Genomic DNA, 17581 nt, shown 5'->3' on the forward strand with positions numbered 1-17581 from the left:
ATAATGAAAATCTTGATAGTTTCTCAATATTTTTACCCTGAGAGTTTTAAAGTAAATGATATTGCCTTTGATTTTGCTAAAAAAGGGCACGAAGTTACTGTTTTAACAGGCAAACCAAATTATCCAAATGGAAAGTTTTTTGAAGGATATGGCTTTTTTGGTAAGAGAGAAGAGACTATTAATAATGTTAGAGTGATTAGGACTCCTTTATTCCCAAGGTTTAACGGAGGTGCTAAGTTTTTGGTGATTAATTATTTGTCTTTCTTGTTCTTTTCGTTTTTTGCTGTACACTTTAGAGTTAAAGGTAAGTATGATGTTATTTTTTCACATCTTCCTTCTCCTTTAACTTCTGCGATTCCTGGAATTTGGTTAAAGAGAAAATTTAAGGCACCTCTAGTTCTTTGGGTATTAGATTTGTGGCCAGAAAGTGTAAGTGCCAATAGTAGTATTAAAGGAGGAGTTATATTTAGAAATTTAGAGAAAGTTATTCAGTATATATATGATAATAGTGACAAAATATTAGTTAGCTCTAAAACTTTTAAAACCTCAATTATCAAAACGTTTAATATTAGAGAAAAAGATATAGTATATTTTCCTAATTGGGCAGAAGATGTATTTACACAAAAACTAGAATCTAATATAGTAATTCCAAAATTACCTAATGGTTTTAATGTTATGTTTGCAGGAAATATTGGAGACTCTCAAGATTTTGAATCTATTCTCAAAGCAGCTGAAGAAACGAAGGGGAAGATTAATTGGGTACTAGTTGGAGATGGAAGAAAAGCAGATTGGGTAAAAAAAGAGAAAGTAAAAAGAGAATTACATAATGTATATATTTTAGGAAGGTTTCCTCTAGAAATGATGCCAAAGTTTTTTAAACAAGCAGATGCTATGTTGGTTTCATTAAAAAATGAGCCTACATTTGCATTAACTATACCTGCAAAAGTTCAAGCTTATATGGCATCAGAGAAAATTATTTTAGGAATGCTTAATGGAGAAGGAATGGAGCTTATCAACGATAGTGGAAGTGGTATAGCAGTAAGAGCAGGTGATTTTAAAGGGTTATCTCAAAAAGCTCTTGTCATAAGTGAATTAGATATGGATAGAAAGAAAGAGATGGGAAATGTTTCATTAGAATACTACAATGAGAATTTTTCTAAAAATAAACTATTTGATAATTTAGAAAATATTTTAAAAAAAATACGTTTTGAGTAATATTTTAATATCAGGAATAACAGGTTTTGTTGGGAGTAATTTAAAAAAATATTTAGAAGGTGAGTATAATGTAATTGGTATTTCTAGAGGTAGTAATTCTAAAGAAGGTATCCTTTCATATAAAGAGTTATTTGATTATGATTTTTCTTCTATTAAAGCATTTGTTCATTTAGCAGGGAAGGCTCATGATTTGAAGAAAGTTTCCAATGACCAAGAGTATTTTAAAGTAAATTTTGAATTAACAAAAGATATATTTGATTTTTTTTTAGAAAGTACTTGTGAAGTTTTTATTTATATGAGTTCTGTTAAAGCAGTTGCTGATGAAATTGAAGGAGAGTTAACGGAAGGATATAAATCAAATCCTATTACTGCTTATGGAAAATCTAAATTAGCAGCGGAAGAATATATTTTAACTAAAAAAATCCCTGATAATAAAAGAGTATACATTTTAAGACCTTGTATGATTCATGGACCTAATAATAAAGGGAATTTAAACTTATTATACAATTTTGTTTCTAAAGGAATTCCATACCCGTTTGGGGTATATGAAAATAAACGCTCTTTTTTATCTGTAGAGAATTTATGTTCTGTAATAAAAGAGTTAATAGAAAAGCCTGTAGAATCTGGAATTTACAATGTTGCTGATGATGTTCCGTTATCTACAAAAGAGTTGGTGAAAATAATAGGGGATACTATTAATAAAAAAGTGAAAATTTGGAGTATGCCAAAGGTCATTATAAATTTAATTGCTAAAATTGGAGATTTGTTACCATTACCTATTAATACAGAGCGAGTTCAGAAACTCACTGAAAATTATGTTGTTTCAAATGAGAAAATAAAACAGCAGATAAAGAAAGAATTACCTTTAAGTGTTAAAGAAGGTATAAAAATAACTATCAAATCTTTTAATAAATAATGGATATTAATTATATAGTAATTTTTATTGTATTGATTGTTTTGTCAATTATTTATCTTAAAATAGCAGATAAATTTAATATAATAGATAAACCAAATCATAGAAGTTCACATACGTCACCAACAATAAGAGGTGGCGGGATTTTATTTTTATTAGCAATATTAATTTATTTTTTCACTTCCGGATTTCTGTATCCCTATTTCGTATTGGGTGTTTCTTTAATAGCAATTATTAGTTTTGTAGACGATATTGTAACATTAAGCTCTAATTTAAGATTACCTTTTCAGTTTTTAGCAATAGCACTGTGTTTATTTCAATTAGGATTTACAATAAATGAGTATTTAATCATTTTTCCTTTGTTAGTTTTTGGAGTAGGTTTTATTAATGTATATAATTTTATGGATGGTGTTAATGGAATAACAGGGTTGTACAGTATTGTTGTTTTGTTAGGCTTGTTTTTTATAAATATGGAAGAAAATATAGTAGATGATGATTTAATCATCTACTCACTATTATCGATAATAGTTTTTGGTTTTTATAATTTTAGGAGAAAAGCAAGAATGTTTGCAGGGGATATTGGTAGTATTTCTATTGCTGTACTACTTTTTTTTATTGGAACGATTTTAATTAAAGAGTTAAAATCACCAGTCATCATTTTATTCGTTGCTGTTTATGGTACTGATGCTATTTTAACGATTATATACAGGAAATCTATAGGAGAAAGTTTAACACAACCACATCGCCACCATATTTATCAAAAATTAGCTCATACTTTTAAACTACCCCATTTAAAGATTTCTATAGCTTATGCGTTACTTCAGTCTATTTTAAATATTATTGTATTTTTTAGTTATAAGTCAAGTGTAGTAATACAGTGTGTTATTGTTGTTTTGGTAGCTTTTGTTTTAGCTAGCCTCTATCTGTATTTTTTCAAAGCAGATAACAAATTACAAAATCTTAAAATATAAAAGTTTAAACTCTGTAAATTGTAGATGTTTTTTAGAGTTATTCCTCAACTAAAACTTAGTTAATTCTATTATAGAAATACTTTTTAGTGGTTATAAAGAGAGGTTAAAACTATAAAAGATAGGAAATAAATATGAAAAAATAGCAATCATTGGTTCTGGAGGATTAGGCAGAGAAGTTTTAGGTATTATTGAATCTATCAATAGAGTAAGTAAGGAGTGGGATTTTATTGGGTTTTATGATGATAATACTTCTGATAAATTAATAAATGGTTATCCTATAAATGGAAATATTGATGCTTTGAAACTTGTTGAAGAAGAGTTAGCGCTAGTTATAGGGATAGGAAATTCTGTTGTTAAAGAAAAAATTAGAAAAAAAATAACAAATAAAAATATTTATTTTCCTGCTTTACTCCACCCATCAGTAATTGTTTACTCGAGTGAAACTGTTAATTTAGGAGAAGGGGTTGTAATAGGAGCAAACTCAGTATTAACAGAAAATATTGAAATAGAGAATTTTGTTTATTTAAATACAAATTCAATTATTTCTCACGACACTAACATAGGTGAGTATAGTTTAATTATGCCAACTGTATCTATATCAGCAGGAGCAAAAATTGGTAAAAGAGTTTATGTAGGAAATGGAACAAAAATTGATTTTCCTATAATAATAGAAAATGATACAGTAATAAAAGCAGGTACAGTTCTTTCAAAAGAATAGCTTTCTATTTAATTTAGATTACTTAATTTTACTTTTTCAAGTATAAGATAAATGAAAGGCATAATACTAGCAGGAGGATCTGGAACAAGGTTATACCCAATAACAAAAGGAGTATCAAAACAATTATTACCTGTTTATGATAAACCAATGATATATTATCCATTATCAGTATTAATGCTTGCAGGGATAAAAGAAATCTTAATAATTTCTACACCTGAAGATTTACCTAATTTCGAAAAATTATTAGGAACAGGAGAAGAGTTAGGGATTCAATTAACATATAAGGAACAACCATCACCTGATGGATTAGCTCAAGCCTTTATTTTAGGTAAAGATTTTATAGGAAACGATAATGTATGTCTAATATTAGGAGATAATATTTTTTATGGTCATGGATTACCTGAGATGTTAAAAAGTGCTATTAATAACGTAGAAAATAAAAATAAAGCTACAGTTTTTGGATATTATGTTAAGGATCCTGAACGTTATGGAGTTGCTGAGTTCGATAAAGTTGGAAATGTAACATCTATTGAAGAAAAACCTGAAAAAGCTAAATCTAATTACGCTGTTGTTGGATTGTATTTTTACCCAAATAATGTGGTAAAAATAGCGGAAGAAGTTAAACCTTCAAAAAGAGGCGAGCTAGAAATAACCTCGATAAATCAGAAATATTTAGAAGAGAAATCTTTGAGGGTAGAATTAATGGGACGTGGTTTCGCTTGGTTAGATACTGGAACTCATGATTCTTTAATGGAGGCAGGAAGGTTTATAGAAACTATAGAGAAGCGTCAAGGTCTTAAGGTGGCATGCTTAGAGGAAATAGCATATTATATGAAGTATATTGATGAAAATCAAGTTGAAAAGTTAGCACAGCCTTTAAAGAAAAATGAATATGGTCAATATTTATTAAATTTGCTAAAAAAATAAATAGCGTAAATATTTTATTTTAATGAAAAATATTTTGGTAACAGGAGGAGCAGGCTTTATAGGTTCTCATGTAGTACGATTGCTGGTTAATAAATATTCTAATTACAATATTATTAATTTAGATAATTTAACCTACGCTGGTAATTTAGAAAATTTAAGTGATATAGAGAATAAACCAAATTATTCTTTTGTTAAAGCAGATATATGTGATTATGATAAGATCTGTGCTGTTTTTTCTGAATACAATATAGATAGCGTTATACATTTGGCAGCCGAATCTCATGTTGACAGATCGATTAAAGATCCATTTTCATTTGCAAAAACCAACATAATGGGAACGTTAAGTTTATTAGAAGCTGCAAAAAATATATGGAACAATGATTTTGATAATAAACTCTTTTATCATATCTCTACTGATGAAGTTTATGGAAGTTTAGGTGATGAAGGTTACTTTACTGAAAAAACTGCGTATGATCCACACTCACCATATTCAGCATCTAAAGCATCTTCAGATCATTTTGTTAGATCGTTCTCTGACACTTACGGATTACCAATAGTTGTTTCTAATTGTTCTAATAATTATGGTTCATTTCAATTTCCAGAAAAATTAATCCCTTTGTTTATTAATAATATTTGTAAGTCAAAACCTTTACCGGTATATGGTAAAGGAGAAAATATAAGAGATTGGTTATTTGTTAATGATCATGCGAGAGCTATAGATCTAATTTTTCATAATGGAAGTAAAGGGGATACTTATAACATTGGAGGATTTAACGAATGGAAAAATATTGATTTAATTAAAGTGTTAATTAAAACAGTGGATAAATTTTTAGGTCGAAAAGAAGGTGAATCTGAAAAATTGATAACATTTGTTACTGATAGAGCTGGACATGATTATAGATATGCTATAGATTCTACAAAACTTAAAAACGAACTAGGCTGGGAACCCTCATTACAATTTGAAGAAGGTATAGAACATACGGTTAAATGGTATTTAGAGAATCAAGATTGGATAAATAATGTAACTAGCGGAGAATATCAGAAGTATTATAAAGAAATGTATAAATAAAAAAGGATGATTTTAAAATCATCCTTTTTTATTATTTAAGTCTACTTAAACTCAGGTCTTTATTGTATTTTATAATAAAGAGGCCTTTATTACTTGTTGAACCAAATAGCTTTTTGTTATAGTCAAATTTATTTTCAATTCGTAAAGAGGTTCCCTGTTTAAAAGTTTTTGTTAAGTCATTACCAGAAGCTAATCGAATTAATATATCATATGTTATATCAAATCCTTTAATAGCGTATTCAGAAGGTAAAGCATTATTTTTTCTTCTAAATTTTGTATAGAATAGTTTTATATCGTCTGAGTTTTCATCAGAAAATGAGTTAGATACATAAGTGAAATTAATGTTCGCTAATTTATTATTATCTATGTTATTATAAGAGCTATTTTTATTTGTAGTGAAAACTTGAACAGAAACTTCATCAGGTAACCCAATCATGCTATTTAAAGCATCAGCTACAGCTACTTTATCTTCTGAAGTAATAATTACCCAATTATGTTTTTGGTCGTTCATTTTATTTGTAAAACGTTCTCTTTTAATATAACCATCTTTAGGTTTTAAAATGTGAATGGCATTTATTGAATCATGCTTTTTTAGCGAAGAAAGAATACTACTTATAGTTACATTAGAATTACTTTTACCATCACCAACAATGAAAATATTTTCTCCATTATAATTGTCTTTTAAATAAGAAGTCAAATAATTAGCATAAGATAATTTATCTGGGGCTACTTTAACTATTTTAGAAGATGTTATGTTTTTTTGATTGCTTGAGTAATGAGGGAAAATAACAGGAACGCTTAATTTTTGAGCTACTTTATCTGCTTTATCATAATAAAAAGGACCTATAACTACATCAGCTGTATCTAATTCATCATTTTCTAATATTTGTGAAATATTTTCACCTCTATTTCCTGTGTCAAAGACTGAACTGTTAATTATAATACCTTGTTGTTTTAAAGAGTCAATAGCAATTTCAGCTCCCATATAAAAATCTGTTACCATATTTGCTAATCTATTGTCTTTAAAAATCTTTTTATTATTTAAAGAATCATATTCTTTAGTTTTAAAAGGAAGTAAAAACGAAAGGTTTATAGTGGCATTTTCTTGTATACTATCTTGATAAAAAAGAAACTCTTCGTTCTCTTTTACTTCGTTGATAGGTTTAATTTTTAATAATTGACCTATAGATAAATTGTTATCTATTATATCCGGATATTCAGGATTTAGTTGAATTAACTGTTTTTTTGTTATGTTGTAAAAACGAGTTAAGCTAAAAATAGTTTCTTTACTTTTTACTGTATGAGTTAAATATTGTTTTAAAACTTCTTCTTTATTAATTGTTACGGTTTCCTCTATAGCTTCTACTTTAAGTATTTGACCAATGCTAAGAGTGTTATTTATTATTTCAGGAAACTCAGGATTAAGTTTACACAATTCATCTTTAGAAATGTTATAAAGTTTAGTCAACCTATATACCGTTTCACCAGGTTTTACTTCGTGTGTTTTGTAGCTTTTAACAACTGTAGTTTGGAATACATCTGTATCGTTGTTCTCACTGTTCTGATCTTCTTGTTCATTATTTGTAGTAGTTTCAGTTTCGTCAGGTTTAACGTCTTCAACTACAGCATAGTCTTTTTTTGAATCAGATGAAGAATTATTAGTTTTAATTTTAGGGTTAGGTATAACAATAATGGTATTAGCATTAGGTTTTCTACCAACATCAGGATTTAATCTAAGTAAATCTTTAGTCTTCATGTCTAAACGATTGGCTACATCTCTCATAGTTTCTCCCTCTTGGATTTTATAAGATACATAACGTTTTTGTTGCCCGCATGAAATGGTAAATGACAATATACCGATTAAAATTAAAAATTGTAATTTCTTCATCTGCTTCTATATTCTAATGTGTGTTTTTCGAGTGTTTTTATAAATAAACGTTATTCCCACTCAATTGTTGCAGGTGGTTTAGAGCTAATGTCGTAAACAACTCTATTAACACCTTTTACATTATTTATTATTTTATTTGATATTTTTTGCAAAAATTCATAAGGTAAATTAACCCAGTCAGCAGTCATACCGTCTGTGCTTTCTACTGCTCTAAGCGCTACAACCTTTTCGTAAGTACGCTCATCTCCCATAACACCTACTGAATTAACAGGTAATAATATAGCTCCAGCTTGCCAAACCTTATCATACAATCCATGTTCTTTTAAACCGTTAATAAACACAGCGTCAACTTCTTGTAATATACGTACTTTTTCAGCAGTAATATCACCTAAAATACGAATAGCTAAACCAGGTCCAGGAAAAGGGTGTCTACCTAATAAATCTTTATCTATTCCCATAGAAGCACCAACACGACGAACTTCATCTTTAAAAATCATACGTAAAGGCTCTACTACTTTAAGTTTCATAAAGTCAGGTAAACCTCCAACATTATGATGACTTTTAATAGTTGCAGAAGGACCACCATTTACTGATACAGATTCTATTACATCTGGATAAATAGTTCCTTGTGCTAACCATTTAGCATTTTCAATTTGATTTGCTTCATCATCAAAAACATCAATAAAAACTTTACCGATAGCTTTTCTTTTTGCTTCAGGGTCAGATAATCCAGCTAAAGCACCCAAAAAACGTGCCGAAGCATCAACTCCTTTTACATTTAACCCCATTCCTTCGTATTGTTTCAATACATCGGTAAATTCATTTTTACGTAGTAATCCATTGTTTACGAATATACAATGTAAGTTACTTCCAATTGCTTTATGTAATAATACAGCAGCTACTGTAGAATCTACACCACCAGATAAACCTAATACAACTTTATCATTACCAATTTTTTCTTTTAGACCAGATACAGTTTCATCAACAAAAGAAGCTGGTGTCCATGTTTGTGCTACGCCAGCAATTGAAACTAAAAAGTTTTGTAATAATTGTTTTCCATCGGTTGAATGGTAAACTTCAGGATGAAATTGAATAGCATATGTAGTTTCACCTTCTATTTTATAAGCTGCATTTTCTACATCATGAGTACTAGCTAATAATATTCCGTTTGTTGGTAATTCTTTAATAGTGTCTGAATGACTCATCCAAACTTGACTTCCTTCAGAAATATTAGAAAAGAATTCCTCTCCTTCTTTAATAAACGAAAGGTTGGCTCTACCGTATTCTCGAGTATTAGAAGGAGCTACTAAACCTCCAGAGAAATGAGCTAAGTATTGAGCTCCATAACAAACAGATAATAAAGGTTTTTTACCTCTAATTTCTGATAAATCTGGATGTGGTGCTTCATCTGAACGAACAGAAGAAGGGCTTCCAGAAAGGATTACAGCCTTAAAGTCGTTTAAATTTTGAGGTATTTTGTTATAGGGATGAATTTCACAGTAAATGTTTAATTCTCTTACACGGCGGGCAATTAACTGAGTATATTGCGAACCGAAATCTAAAATAAGTACATTGTGTTGTTGCATCCGCAAAAATAATATTTAGATTTTAGATTTGCGATATTTAGTGATGTATTTTTTACCTCTATTTTTAATTTTGTTTAGTACTTATAAACGATAGCATTTATATTCATTCCAGAACCTACAGATGCTAGCATAATAACGTCTCCTTTTTCAATATATTGATTTTCTATTTCACCTTTTAAAACTAAATTTAATAAGGTTGGAACGGTTGCAACCGAGCTATTACCTAATTTATGAATACTCATAGGCATAATTCCTTCAGGTACTGGTTTGTTATAGAGTCTATAAAAACGTTTTATAATTGCTTCATCCATTTTTTCATTAGCTTGGTGGATAAAAACTTTTTTAAGCTGATTTATTTCAATACCACTTTTGTCTAAAGCGGCTTTCATTGCATTAGGTACATTGTTAAGCGCAAATTCATAGATTTTACGCCCATGCATTTTCATATAATTTATATCGCTATTAGTATCTTTATTATAAGAACGATCAAAAAATAAGTAATAGGCTTCATCTTTAGTGAAAGTTTGAGAAGCATGACTTAAAATACCAGAGTTATTATTTTCTGATCCTTCAATAATGCATGCTCCAGCCCCGTCACTATAAATCATACTATCTCTATCATGTTCATCTATTACTCTTGATAAAGTTTCAGCACCAATAACTAAAGCTTTTTTTGCTATTTTAGACTGTATAAAAGATTGAGCTTGAATTACCCCTTGTATCCAGCCAGGACATCCAAATAATATATCATAAGCTACACAGTTTGGATTTTCTATTTTTAATAAATGTTTTACACGAGTTGCTAAACTAGGTAAAAGGTCACTTTGACTACTATTTGGTTTAACATTTCCAAAATTATGAGCGAAAATAATATAGTCTATTTCTTCAGGGTTAATTTTAGCGTCTTCAATTGCTTTTTGAGCAGCTAAAAAACCTAAGTCAGATGTGTTTAGTTCTTTTTTTGCATATCGCCTTTCTTCTATTCCAGTAATAGCCTTAAATTTTTCAATAATTACTTCATTGGTATCTTTAATAGGAGTACCATCAACATTTAAAAAATTAGTATCAGTAAATTGAACATTTTTTTTGGTAATGCTAGGTATGTATGCTCCTGTACCAGTAATTATTACATTGGTCATATTGAAAGATATGTTTTATAGAAATTACTACAAAGAAAACATTTTATCTTACTTTACGGTTGTTATTGAAAGATATTTTAAGTTTTTTACGATTTTAATAAAAATAGATATTGAAAATTATAGATATGAGCTATCAAAAGAAAATGGTAATAGAGATAATAACGATTCTGTTTTTACAATAGCGCCTGTTTCTCCAGTAAATAAAATTTCTATAGGTTGTTTTTGATTAATTTCATATTCTGACAACGTTTGTCTACATGCTCCACAAGGGCCAACTGGTTTATTAACTTTGGTAATACTTGAGGCTGCAGTAATAGCTATTTTTTTAACTATCATATTTGGATATTCAGAACCAGCTTTCCATATAGCAACTCTTTCAGCACACATCCCTGACGGGTAAGCGGCACTTTCTTGATTGTTACCTGTTATTATTTTATCGTTATCGAGTAATATAGCAGCTCCAACATTAAATTTTGAATAAGGAGCATAAGCTTTTTTACGTGCTTCTATTGCTTTTTGTAGTAACGAAGCATCTTCTTCTGATAATTGAGAAATAGTATCAAAAATAGTAGCAGTAGTAGAAATATCTATTTTTTTCATATTTTATTTGAGTCAAAAAAAGCTGTCTTATGAAGACAGCTTATATATTTTATACGAAATTACTAAAAAAAACTGAGTTTTAATAGTCGTCATATATTTCACCTAAATCAAATGATAAAGAGAAACGTAATGTGTTTTCTAAAGGGTTATTAACATCAGAAGCATTCATCAAATATGAAAGATCTAATGAAAAAGCTTTGGCTTTAAAACCAGCTCCCATTGTAAAGTATTGACGTTGCCCTTTTTCTTCACTTTCATGAAAATAACCAGCTCTTAAAGCAAAAGCTTTATTATACAAATACTCAGCTCCTAAAGCCCAAGTCACCTCTTTTAATTCTTCACTAAAACTTCTATCACCTAATGAGGTGAACATTCCTTCAAACCAACCTCTAGTCGAGTTAGGACTTGTTGGAACTAATAACTTTGTTACCTCAAAATTTAATCCTAATAAATTGTAGTCATCAAAGATGAAGTCAAAACCACCACCTAACTTGAAATTGGTAGGGATAAAACTTTGAACACCATCTGTATACTCTACTTTTGGACCAATATTAGCAACATTAACTCCTAAACGATAACGCCCGTTAAAACTACCATAATTTTCTTCTTCTGAACGATAGTATGCAGATACATCTACAGCAAAAGAGTTTACAACTTTTAAATTGCTAGAAACATCTAGGTTTGAGTTTATGTACTTTAAACCAACTCCCATAGAAAATGTTTCACTAAGTTTAAGAGAATAGATACCTGTAATTGCAAATTCACTAGGGTTTATTGAACCTAATGAACCACCTGATAAATCAGTTAATTCAATTTTACCTAAAGAAAAGTATTTTACATCTACACCCCAAGCGGCATTTTCTTTAAATCTGTTAACATAAGAAAGATTACCAGCAAAAATATCATCAGTTAAATTTCTAAGCCAAGGAGTATAGTTTAAACCAATACTTATTTGATTTTCATTAAATGCTGTTTTTGCTGCATTATGAAAAATAGAAAATGCATCGGATGATGTAGCTACACCAATATCTCCCATACCACCTGCACGTGCATCTGAGGTTATTAATAAAAATGGAGTTGCTGTAGTTATACCTTGAGCTTGTGCTTTGAAAGCAACGGCTAAAAATAATAGAAGGATAGTTAATTTTTTCATTTATAGTTTAATTGTTGATATTGCAAATATATAATTTTAGTATTTATTAAAGTATTACTAATTTTTCGTATTTTTCTGATACTATATTTGTTACGGTTGATTTAACTTTTAGTTTATAAACATAAACACCTTTACCTAATTTGTTACCAAAATCATCTAACCCATTCCATGTTATATTTCTTGATAAATTACCTGTTGTTTGAGAAAGCTTGTTAATTGATTTAACTAATTTTCCTGAAACTGTAAATATTTGAACTTGAACCTCTAGTGGCTCATTGGGTTTGTTGTGGTTAAACCAAAACTCCGTATAATTAACAAATGGATTAGGATAGTTTAAAACATTAGTTAAGGTAAGTCCAGCATCATTTACAACCACAAAGTTTAACGTAGTCTCAGATGAATTATTGTAAGTGTCCCACGCTTTTATTTTTAAAGTATGTGGTCCTGTAGATAGATTTCTAAGTTTGTAAGAAACTTTACCTTTTGTAAAGTCATCTAATTCGGTTTGGTAGTAGTCGTTTAAAACAAATGGTTCAGACTCATTTCCGTCTAAAATAGCAACAATATCATGATCTACAGCAGTAATAGATGTATTTATCCCACTTATATCTGAAAGTTTTATAATTAAATTAGGAGAAGCATTTGTGTTTCCTCCATCAATAAAAGATTCATCATTCATAAATGATTGTAGTTCAGGTCCAGTAGTGTCTTCAGGGGCATTTTGATTTATTCCACCAACAGTTACATCAAAGTTAGCACCTCCTTTATCGTTACTATTATCATTAGCATACATGCTTATTTTTCCTTTTCCATAGGCTATTTTAATATCCTTAGGGACGATAAATTCAAATTTAAAACGACCGTTTTTTACTGATGATTTCCCTCTAAATAGTTTGCTTTCTTGTGAGTCAAAAGTGTTAATGACACCAAATCCATCATTATCTAAAGTTTGTTTGTTTATCGATTTATCAAATATAACAGTTGATAATATTCCATTGAAATTAGATAAAATAGTATTTGAATTATTAGTAACAACACCTTCAAACGAAACTTTAGATAAGGCTTTTAAAGTGTCTATAGAACTAGTAATGTCTTTATCGTTCATTTTTGTTATTCTTACATTAGGCTTTGGAATCGCTAATTTCATAGCAGGATCACCAAAAAAGTATATGAAAAATTTTTGGTTACTGGATGTAGTGTTTTTAGCTTTTATTAAGTTTTGAGCAATAGAGCTGTTAGAATTATCAAAACTTAATACATGTTTAGTAAGTTCTTTGTTAAATTGTTCCCCTAAAGAAATAAAAACATCTCGAGTAGTAGTAATCATACTTACAGCACCACCATTTTTATTTAAAAATAGTTTTTCTCCAGCAGTATCTCTTAAAGGGTTGTCAAATCTTGAAAATTCACAAGTAACAGTAATAAATAGAGGTAATTTTTTTAGATTATTTAAAGCTTCAATTTGTGGAATTTCTAAAAGACGTTCATCAGCTAAACCATCTTCACCTCCATGTCCAAAATAATCAAATACAAGTGTTCCATTTTCAATAGTGTTACTAACTGCATTTTTTACTTGAGGATAACGTTCACCACCTGATGAGTTTTCTTGTTTAAAAGCATCAGCATATAATTTATTAATATTGAAAAAAGGTTTATACTTTTTTATGGAATCTGCGACCTCTTCCAAGCCTGATTGTAAGGTTTTATCGGCATCTTGATCAATGTCATCTGCAAGTAATGTAATTGTATTTCGCCAATCACCAAAAGAGTCAGTATTGTAATAACTTAAAATTTTATCAATAACATTTTTTGCTTCTTGAATAGTTGTTACTGGTATTCTTCCTGTTGCTATTTCAACAGTATCAGAAATTAACATTTCACCATCGTTAGGTTCTAGCATAACATAATAATCGTCAGTAACAAAAGAAGAGACTAAATCGAAACTTTGAGTAGCATGAAAGGTAGGAACTATATTGTTATTGTTGTTAATTCTATTTTTATAATCATATGAAGAATCTCCAAAAAAACACACATATGTTAATTTCTTATTTATTGATGAATTGTCGTATAAGTATTTAATAAAATCTCTAATTCCTGTTATATCTGGTGAGCCTGAAGAAAATTCATTATATATTTTGTTAAGGGGAACAACTTTACTTGATAAATTTGAATTATTAGTGTGATAATCAGCAAGCCTTTGTGCTTCATTCAATAAATTATTATTTGTTATAATTAGATATTGAATGTCTTTTAAAGCATGCAAATTTTGATTTTCAATATTGAAGTTTTCTTCTATTTTTGGTTCATATGCATTAGAAGTATTTACTAAAACAAATTCTTCTAAAGTGCCTCCGTTAGCCTTAAAAATAAACGAATTCCCAGTGGCTATATTTTCAATATTCTCAGGAGAAGTATGATTTGTAACGTTCCAAAGAAAGTTTATATTACTTGAGTTTTGAATTTGATATTCTATAATACCAGTTGTATTACTAGCCTCAAAACTTCTGAAAGAAAATTGTTTATTGTCAGCTTTTAATTCTTTTTTTCCAATGATTTCAATATAATCTAAATATGCTTTAGCTGATGGTAAACCATTGTTATTGTAGTTTATAGAGATGTCTATTATATTGTTAGAGTTACTTTTTATTACACCTCGCCCGGTTCTTTGTATGGCAAGTGAGCTAATACTTGAACTAGAAACAGGAGGGAAGTTTAATGTTGTTAAGTTACTGCTATTAGCAGTTATTGTCATTGAAGAGTTTAACGAAGAAATAGTTACTGCACTAACATTTATTGTTATATCGCTATTTGGAAGTTGATTTTGGAAAGGAATTTTAAAGTTCTGTGTGTTTTCAAAACTAAAATCTTCACCAAACCATTTTCTACCTACTGCAAAAAGGTTTTTCTCTTCTTTTTCGTAAAAAGTATAATCATCAAAAGCCGTAATTATTTTAATACTGGCAGATGTTGGTTGCGCTTTATTATTTATTCTTTTACCATTTGCATTTCCTATGGTTAGAAAATAATAAGACTTATCGGTATATATGTTTTTTTGATGAGAAGCGGAAGAAGTTATAGGGTCAGTTAGCCATCCATCAGGACCTTTACCATAAAATAAGATATAATCATCATTGTTAAAGATACCGTCATTTTCACCATGAACATAAATACTGTTTTCTTGTAAATCATTATAACGTGTAGCATTATTTTTTTGAGGAAGCATATTGCCACCGTTTCCAAAAATTTTTATATATTTAGGATTAACAGAATTATGATTAATTCCGAGTTGATTTAAAAAGTTAGCGTCAATTTTAAAAACCCCTGTGGTATCTATTGAAAATTTATACCAAGTTCCTTCAGATAATACTGATTTTGACTGGCTAAATCCCCAAACAGAGAAAAGTAAACAAAAAAGAAATATATTTTTTTTCATAATTCGTTACAAAATAACGAATTTTAATGTTACTTATTTTAATCTTTTTCTTAGTTTCGTAATAATAAAGTTTAAAAAGTGTCGTTTGAAGACTAGCAATGACAATGTTTCTAACCAATTTATTTTTAAAAGATAAGTAAATTTTCTTGTTAGAAGTTATAAATATTGTAAATTGCCACACCCTTAAAAATAGTTAAAAATACATGAAAAGTACGTTAAAATTATTTAGTTTATTACTAATCATTGGATTGTTTATTACCTCTTGTAGTAGTAGAAGAGGTGGTGGTTCAGGTCAGTCTTCCCTAACTGGATGGAACTTTAACGATCCTAATTACGGTGGTTACCTTAAAGGAAAGTATAAAGAAGGAAACAATGCTCCTCCAGGAATGGTTCATATAGAAGGTGGTACCTTTACTATGGGATTGGTGCAAGATGATGTAATGTTTGATTGGAATACTACACCAAGACAAATGCATGTGCGTTCATTTTATATGGATGAAACTGAAGTAACAAATTCAGAATATGGATTGTTTATGCAGTATACAAAAGATATATTTCCTCCAGAAGAAAATCAATATAAACATATTTATACTTCTATTTTACCTGATACTCTAGTATGGAGAAAAGGATTAGGGAATACAAATTTATTATCTGAAAGTTATTTAAGACACCCATCTTATGCTGAATACCCAGTTGTTGGTGTTAGCTGGATTCAAGCAAATAAATATTGTAAATGGCGTACAAACGCTGTTAACTTAAAGATCTTAATGGATAAAGGAATTATTAAAAATATTTTTAAAGAAGATTCTTTATCTTTTAAAGGAAAAAATAATTTTGATACAGATACTTATTTAACAAACCCTTACGCATTGTTCGAAGGAGATTCAACAATTTATAAAAAAGGTTTACCTGTTCCAAGAAGAAAAGGTGACCCAAAACCTGCAAAAGGTGCTTTTTCTGGTAGACAAGTAACTTCAACTGACGGTATTTTAGCCCAAAAATTTAGATTACCAACTGAAGTTGAATGGGAATATGCAGCAAAAGCTATTTTTGAAAATAGAGAATACAACAATGTAAGAGGTAGAAAAAAGTATGCTTGGAACGGTAAGTATACTAGAGATAGAAATAAAAGACAAAGAGGTGACCAATTAGCCAACTTTAAACAAGGTAAAGGAAACTATAGTGGTATTGCTGGATGGAGTAGTGATGGATCTGATATTCCTAATGCTGTAAGAAGTTACCCTCCAAATGCTTTTGGATTATACGATATGTCTGGTAACGTTGCTGAATGGGTTTCTGATGTTTATAGACCAATAATTGATGCAGAAGCAAATGATTTTAATTATTTTAGAGGTAATATTTTTACTAAGAAACTAATAAATGAAGATGGTAAAGTAGTTATTGTTGGAGATGAATTAGGTGAGGTTGAATATGATACTTTAGAGAGTGGAAGAATAATACCAAAAGATTTACCTGGTAGTGTTAAGTATATTCCAATTACTAAAGAAGATACTTACATGAGAAGAAATTATAATTTAGCTGATAATTCTAATCTAGGAGATGGAGATCAAGCTTCTTCAAAATTTTTCAACTTAGACAAAGATCAATTAACAGGTACTCCTAGAATGTATAATTCGCCTACTAAACCAGAAGAAGAAAAGGATTCTTTAGGTAGAGTTGTAAATAACTTTAAGTATGATGCTAAAAGAAGAACAACTTTAATTAGTGATAAATCAAGAGTATTTAAAGGTGGTTCATGGGCTGATAGAGAGTATTGGTTAGATCCAGCTCAAAGAAGATACTTCCCAGAGTATATGGCTACAAATTATATAGGATTTAGGTGTGCTACTGATAAAATGGGGCCAATGATGATGAACAGAAAGAAGACTGCAACACCAAGATATAAAAATAAATAAACAAATTTTTAAATATAAAGTAAGTAAACCTCATTGATTTCAATGAGGTTTAT

Annotated in this window: 13 protein-coding genes; 7 read left to right on the plus strand and 6 right to left on the minus strand. The window is 29.3% G+C overall.

The window, feature by feature from the left end; translation table 11 throughout:
* Nucleotides 1–3: 3 nt before the first annotated feature.
* The 6 genes from DS884_RS17590 (at nucleotide 4) to rfbB (ending at nucleotide 5813) form a co-directional block, all read left to right on the plus strand.
* Nucleotides 4–1215, plus strand: a complete 1212-nt coding sequence (locus tag DS884_RS17590) for a glycosyltransferase family 4 protein (protein ID WP_113787694.1) — start codon at nucleotides 4–6, stop codon at nucleotides 1213–1215.
* The gene (locus tag DS884_RS17595; protein WP_113787695.1) at nucleotides 1208–2131 is read left to right on the plus strand and encodes an NAD-dependent epimerase/dehydratase family protein; all 924 of its coding nucleotides are present in this window, start codon (nucleotides 1208–1210) and stop codon (nucleotides 2129–2131) included. The genes DS884_RS17590 and DS884_RS17595 overlap by 8 nt, the downstream gene beginning before the upstream one ends.
* A complete protein-coding gene (locus tag DS884_RS17600) occupies nucleotides 2131–3099 on the plus strand; it encodes an MraY family glycosyltransferase (RefSeq protein WP_113787696.1) in 969 nt (322 codons plus the stop codon). Before DS884_RS17595 ends, DS884_RS17600 begins: the two co-directional genes overlap by 1 nt.
* 148 nt (nucleotides 3100–3247) lie before the next feature.
* Nucleotides 3248–3817: a DapH/DapD/GlmU-related protein gene (locus tag DS884_RS17605; protein WP_255414833.1), complete on the plus strand. Its 570-nt coding sequence runs from the start codon at nucleotides 3248–3250 to the stop codon at nucleotides 3815–3817.
* Nucleotides 3818–3868: 51 nt separating this feature from the next.
* A complete protein-coding gene (gene rfbA / locus DS884_RS17610; protein ID WP_113787698.1) occupies nucleotides 3869–4744 on the plus strand; it encodes a glucose-1-phosphate thymidylyltransferase RfbA in 876 nt (291 codons plus the stop codon).
* A 22-nt stretch (nucleotides 4745–4766) separates the two neighbouring features.
* Nucleotides 4767–5813: a dTDP-glucose 4,6-dehydratase gene (rfbB, locus tag DS884_RS17615; protein WP_113787699.1), complete on the plus strand. Its 1047-nt coding sequence runs from the start codon at nucleotides 4767–4769 to the stop codon at nucleotides 5811–5813.
* Between the two features lie 31 nt (nucleotides 5814–5844).
* Here the strand turns inward: rfbB and DS884_RS17620 are convergent, their stop codons facing one another.
* From DS884_RS17620 to porU, 6 genes are all read right to left on the minus strand, one after another.
* A complete protein-coding gene (locus tag DS884_RS17620; protein WP_113787700.1) occupies nucleotides 5845–7701 on the minus strand; it encodes a LysM peptidoglycan-binding domain-containing protein in 1857 nt (618 codons plus the stop codon).
* A gap of 50 nt (nucleotides 7702–7751) precedes the next feature.
* Nucleotides 7752–9287 (minus strand): glutamine-hydrolyzing GMP synthase, encoded by a 1536-nt coding sequence (guaA, locus tag DS884_RS17625; protein ID WP_113787701.1) that lies wholly within the window; start codon nucleotides 9285–9287, stop codon nucleotides 7752–7754.
* Between the two features lie 74 nt (nucleotides 9288–9361).
* Entirely contained in the window at nucleotides 9362–10426 is a 1065-nt protein-coding gene (locus DS884_RS17630) for a 3-oxoacyl-ACP synthase III family protein (RefSeq protein ID WP_113787702.1), read from the minus strand.
* Nucleotides 10427–10543: 117 nt separating this feature from the next.
* The gene (gene cdd / locus DS884_RS17635) at nucleotides 10544–11026 is read right to left on the minus strand and encodes a cytidine deaminase (RefSeq protein WP_113787703.1); all 483 of its coding nucleotides are present in this window, start codon (nucleotides 11024–11026) and stop codon (nucleotides 10544–10546) included.
* Nucleotides 11027–11105: 79 nt separating this feature from the next.
* Nucleotides 11106–12179 carry a type IX secretion system outer membrane channel protein PorV gene (porV, locus tag DS884_RS17640; protein WP_093869161.1) on the minus strand — a complete coding sequence of 358 codons (1074 nt, stop codon included), beginning with the start codon at nucleotides 12177–12179 and terminating at the stop codon, nucleotides 11106–11108.
* A 46-nt stretch (nucleotides 12180–12225) separates the two neighbouring features.
* On the minus strand, nucleotides 12226–15612 hold the full coding sequence (gene porU / locus DS884_RS17645) for a type IX secretion system sortase PorU (RefSeq protein ID WP_113787704.1): 3387 nt from the start codon (nucleotides 15610–15612) through the stop codon (nucleotides 12226–12228).
* A gap of 203 nt (nucleotides 15613–15815) precedes the next feature.
* On the opposite strand from porU, the gene gldJ reads away from it, so the two are divergent.
* Nucleotides 15816–17528, plus strand: a complete 1713-nt coding sequence (gldJ, locus tag DS884_RS17650; RefSeq protein ID WP_113787705.1) for a gliding motility lipoprotein GldJ — start codon at nucleotides 15816–15818, stop codon at nucleotides 17526–17528.
* The last annotated feature ends 53 nt before the right edge of the window (nucleotides 17529–17581 follow it).

It is taken from the genome of Tenacibaculum sp. E3R01, from assembly GCF_003318185.1.
Lineage (GTDB): Bacteria > Bacteroidota > Bacteroidia > Flavobacteriales > Flavobacteriaceae > Polaribacter > Polaribacter halocynthiae.

Coding starts and splice junctions, on each gene's coding strand:
- DS884_RS17590 (WP_113787694.1), top strand. CDS start 4: ATGAAAATCTTGATAGTTTCTCAATATTTTTACCCTGAGAGTTTTAAA.
- DS884_RS17600 (WP_113787696.1), top strand. CDS start 2,131: ATGGATATTAATTATATAGTAATTTTTATTGTATTGATTGTTTTGTCA.
- rfbA (WP_113787698.1), top strand. CDS start 3,869: ATGAAAGGCATAATACTAGCAGGAGGATCTGGAACAAGGTTATACCCA.
- rfbB (WP_113787699.1), top strand. CDS start 4,767: ATGAAAAATATTTTGGTAACAGGAGGAGCAGGCTTTATAGGTTCTCAT.
- DS884_RS17620 (WP_113787700.1), bottom strand. CDS start 7,701: ATGAAGAAATTACAATTTTTAATTTTAATCGGTATATTGTCATTTACC.
- guaA (WP_113787701.1), bottom strand. CDS start 9,287: ATGCAACAACACAATGTACTTATTTTAGATTTCGGTTCGCAATATACT.
- DS884_RS17630 (WP_113787702.1), bottom strand. CDS start 10,426: ATGACCAATGTAATAATTACTGGTACAGGAGCATACATACCTAGCATT.
- cdd (WP_113787703.1), bottom strand. CDS start 11,026: ATGAAAAAAATAGATATTTCTACTACTGCTACTATTTTTGATACTATT.
- porV (WP_093869161.1), bottom strand. CDS start 12,179: ATGAAAAAATTAACTATCCTTCTATTATTTTTAGCCGTTGCTTTCAAA.
- porU (WP_113787704.1), bottom strand. CDS start 15,612: ATGAAAAAAAATATATTTCTTTTTTGTTTACTTTTCTCTGTTTGGGGA.
- gldJ (WP_113787705.1), top strand. CDS start 15,816: ATGAAAAGTACGTTAAAATTATTTAGTTTATTACTAATCATTGGATTG.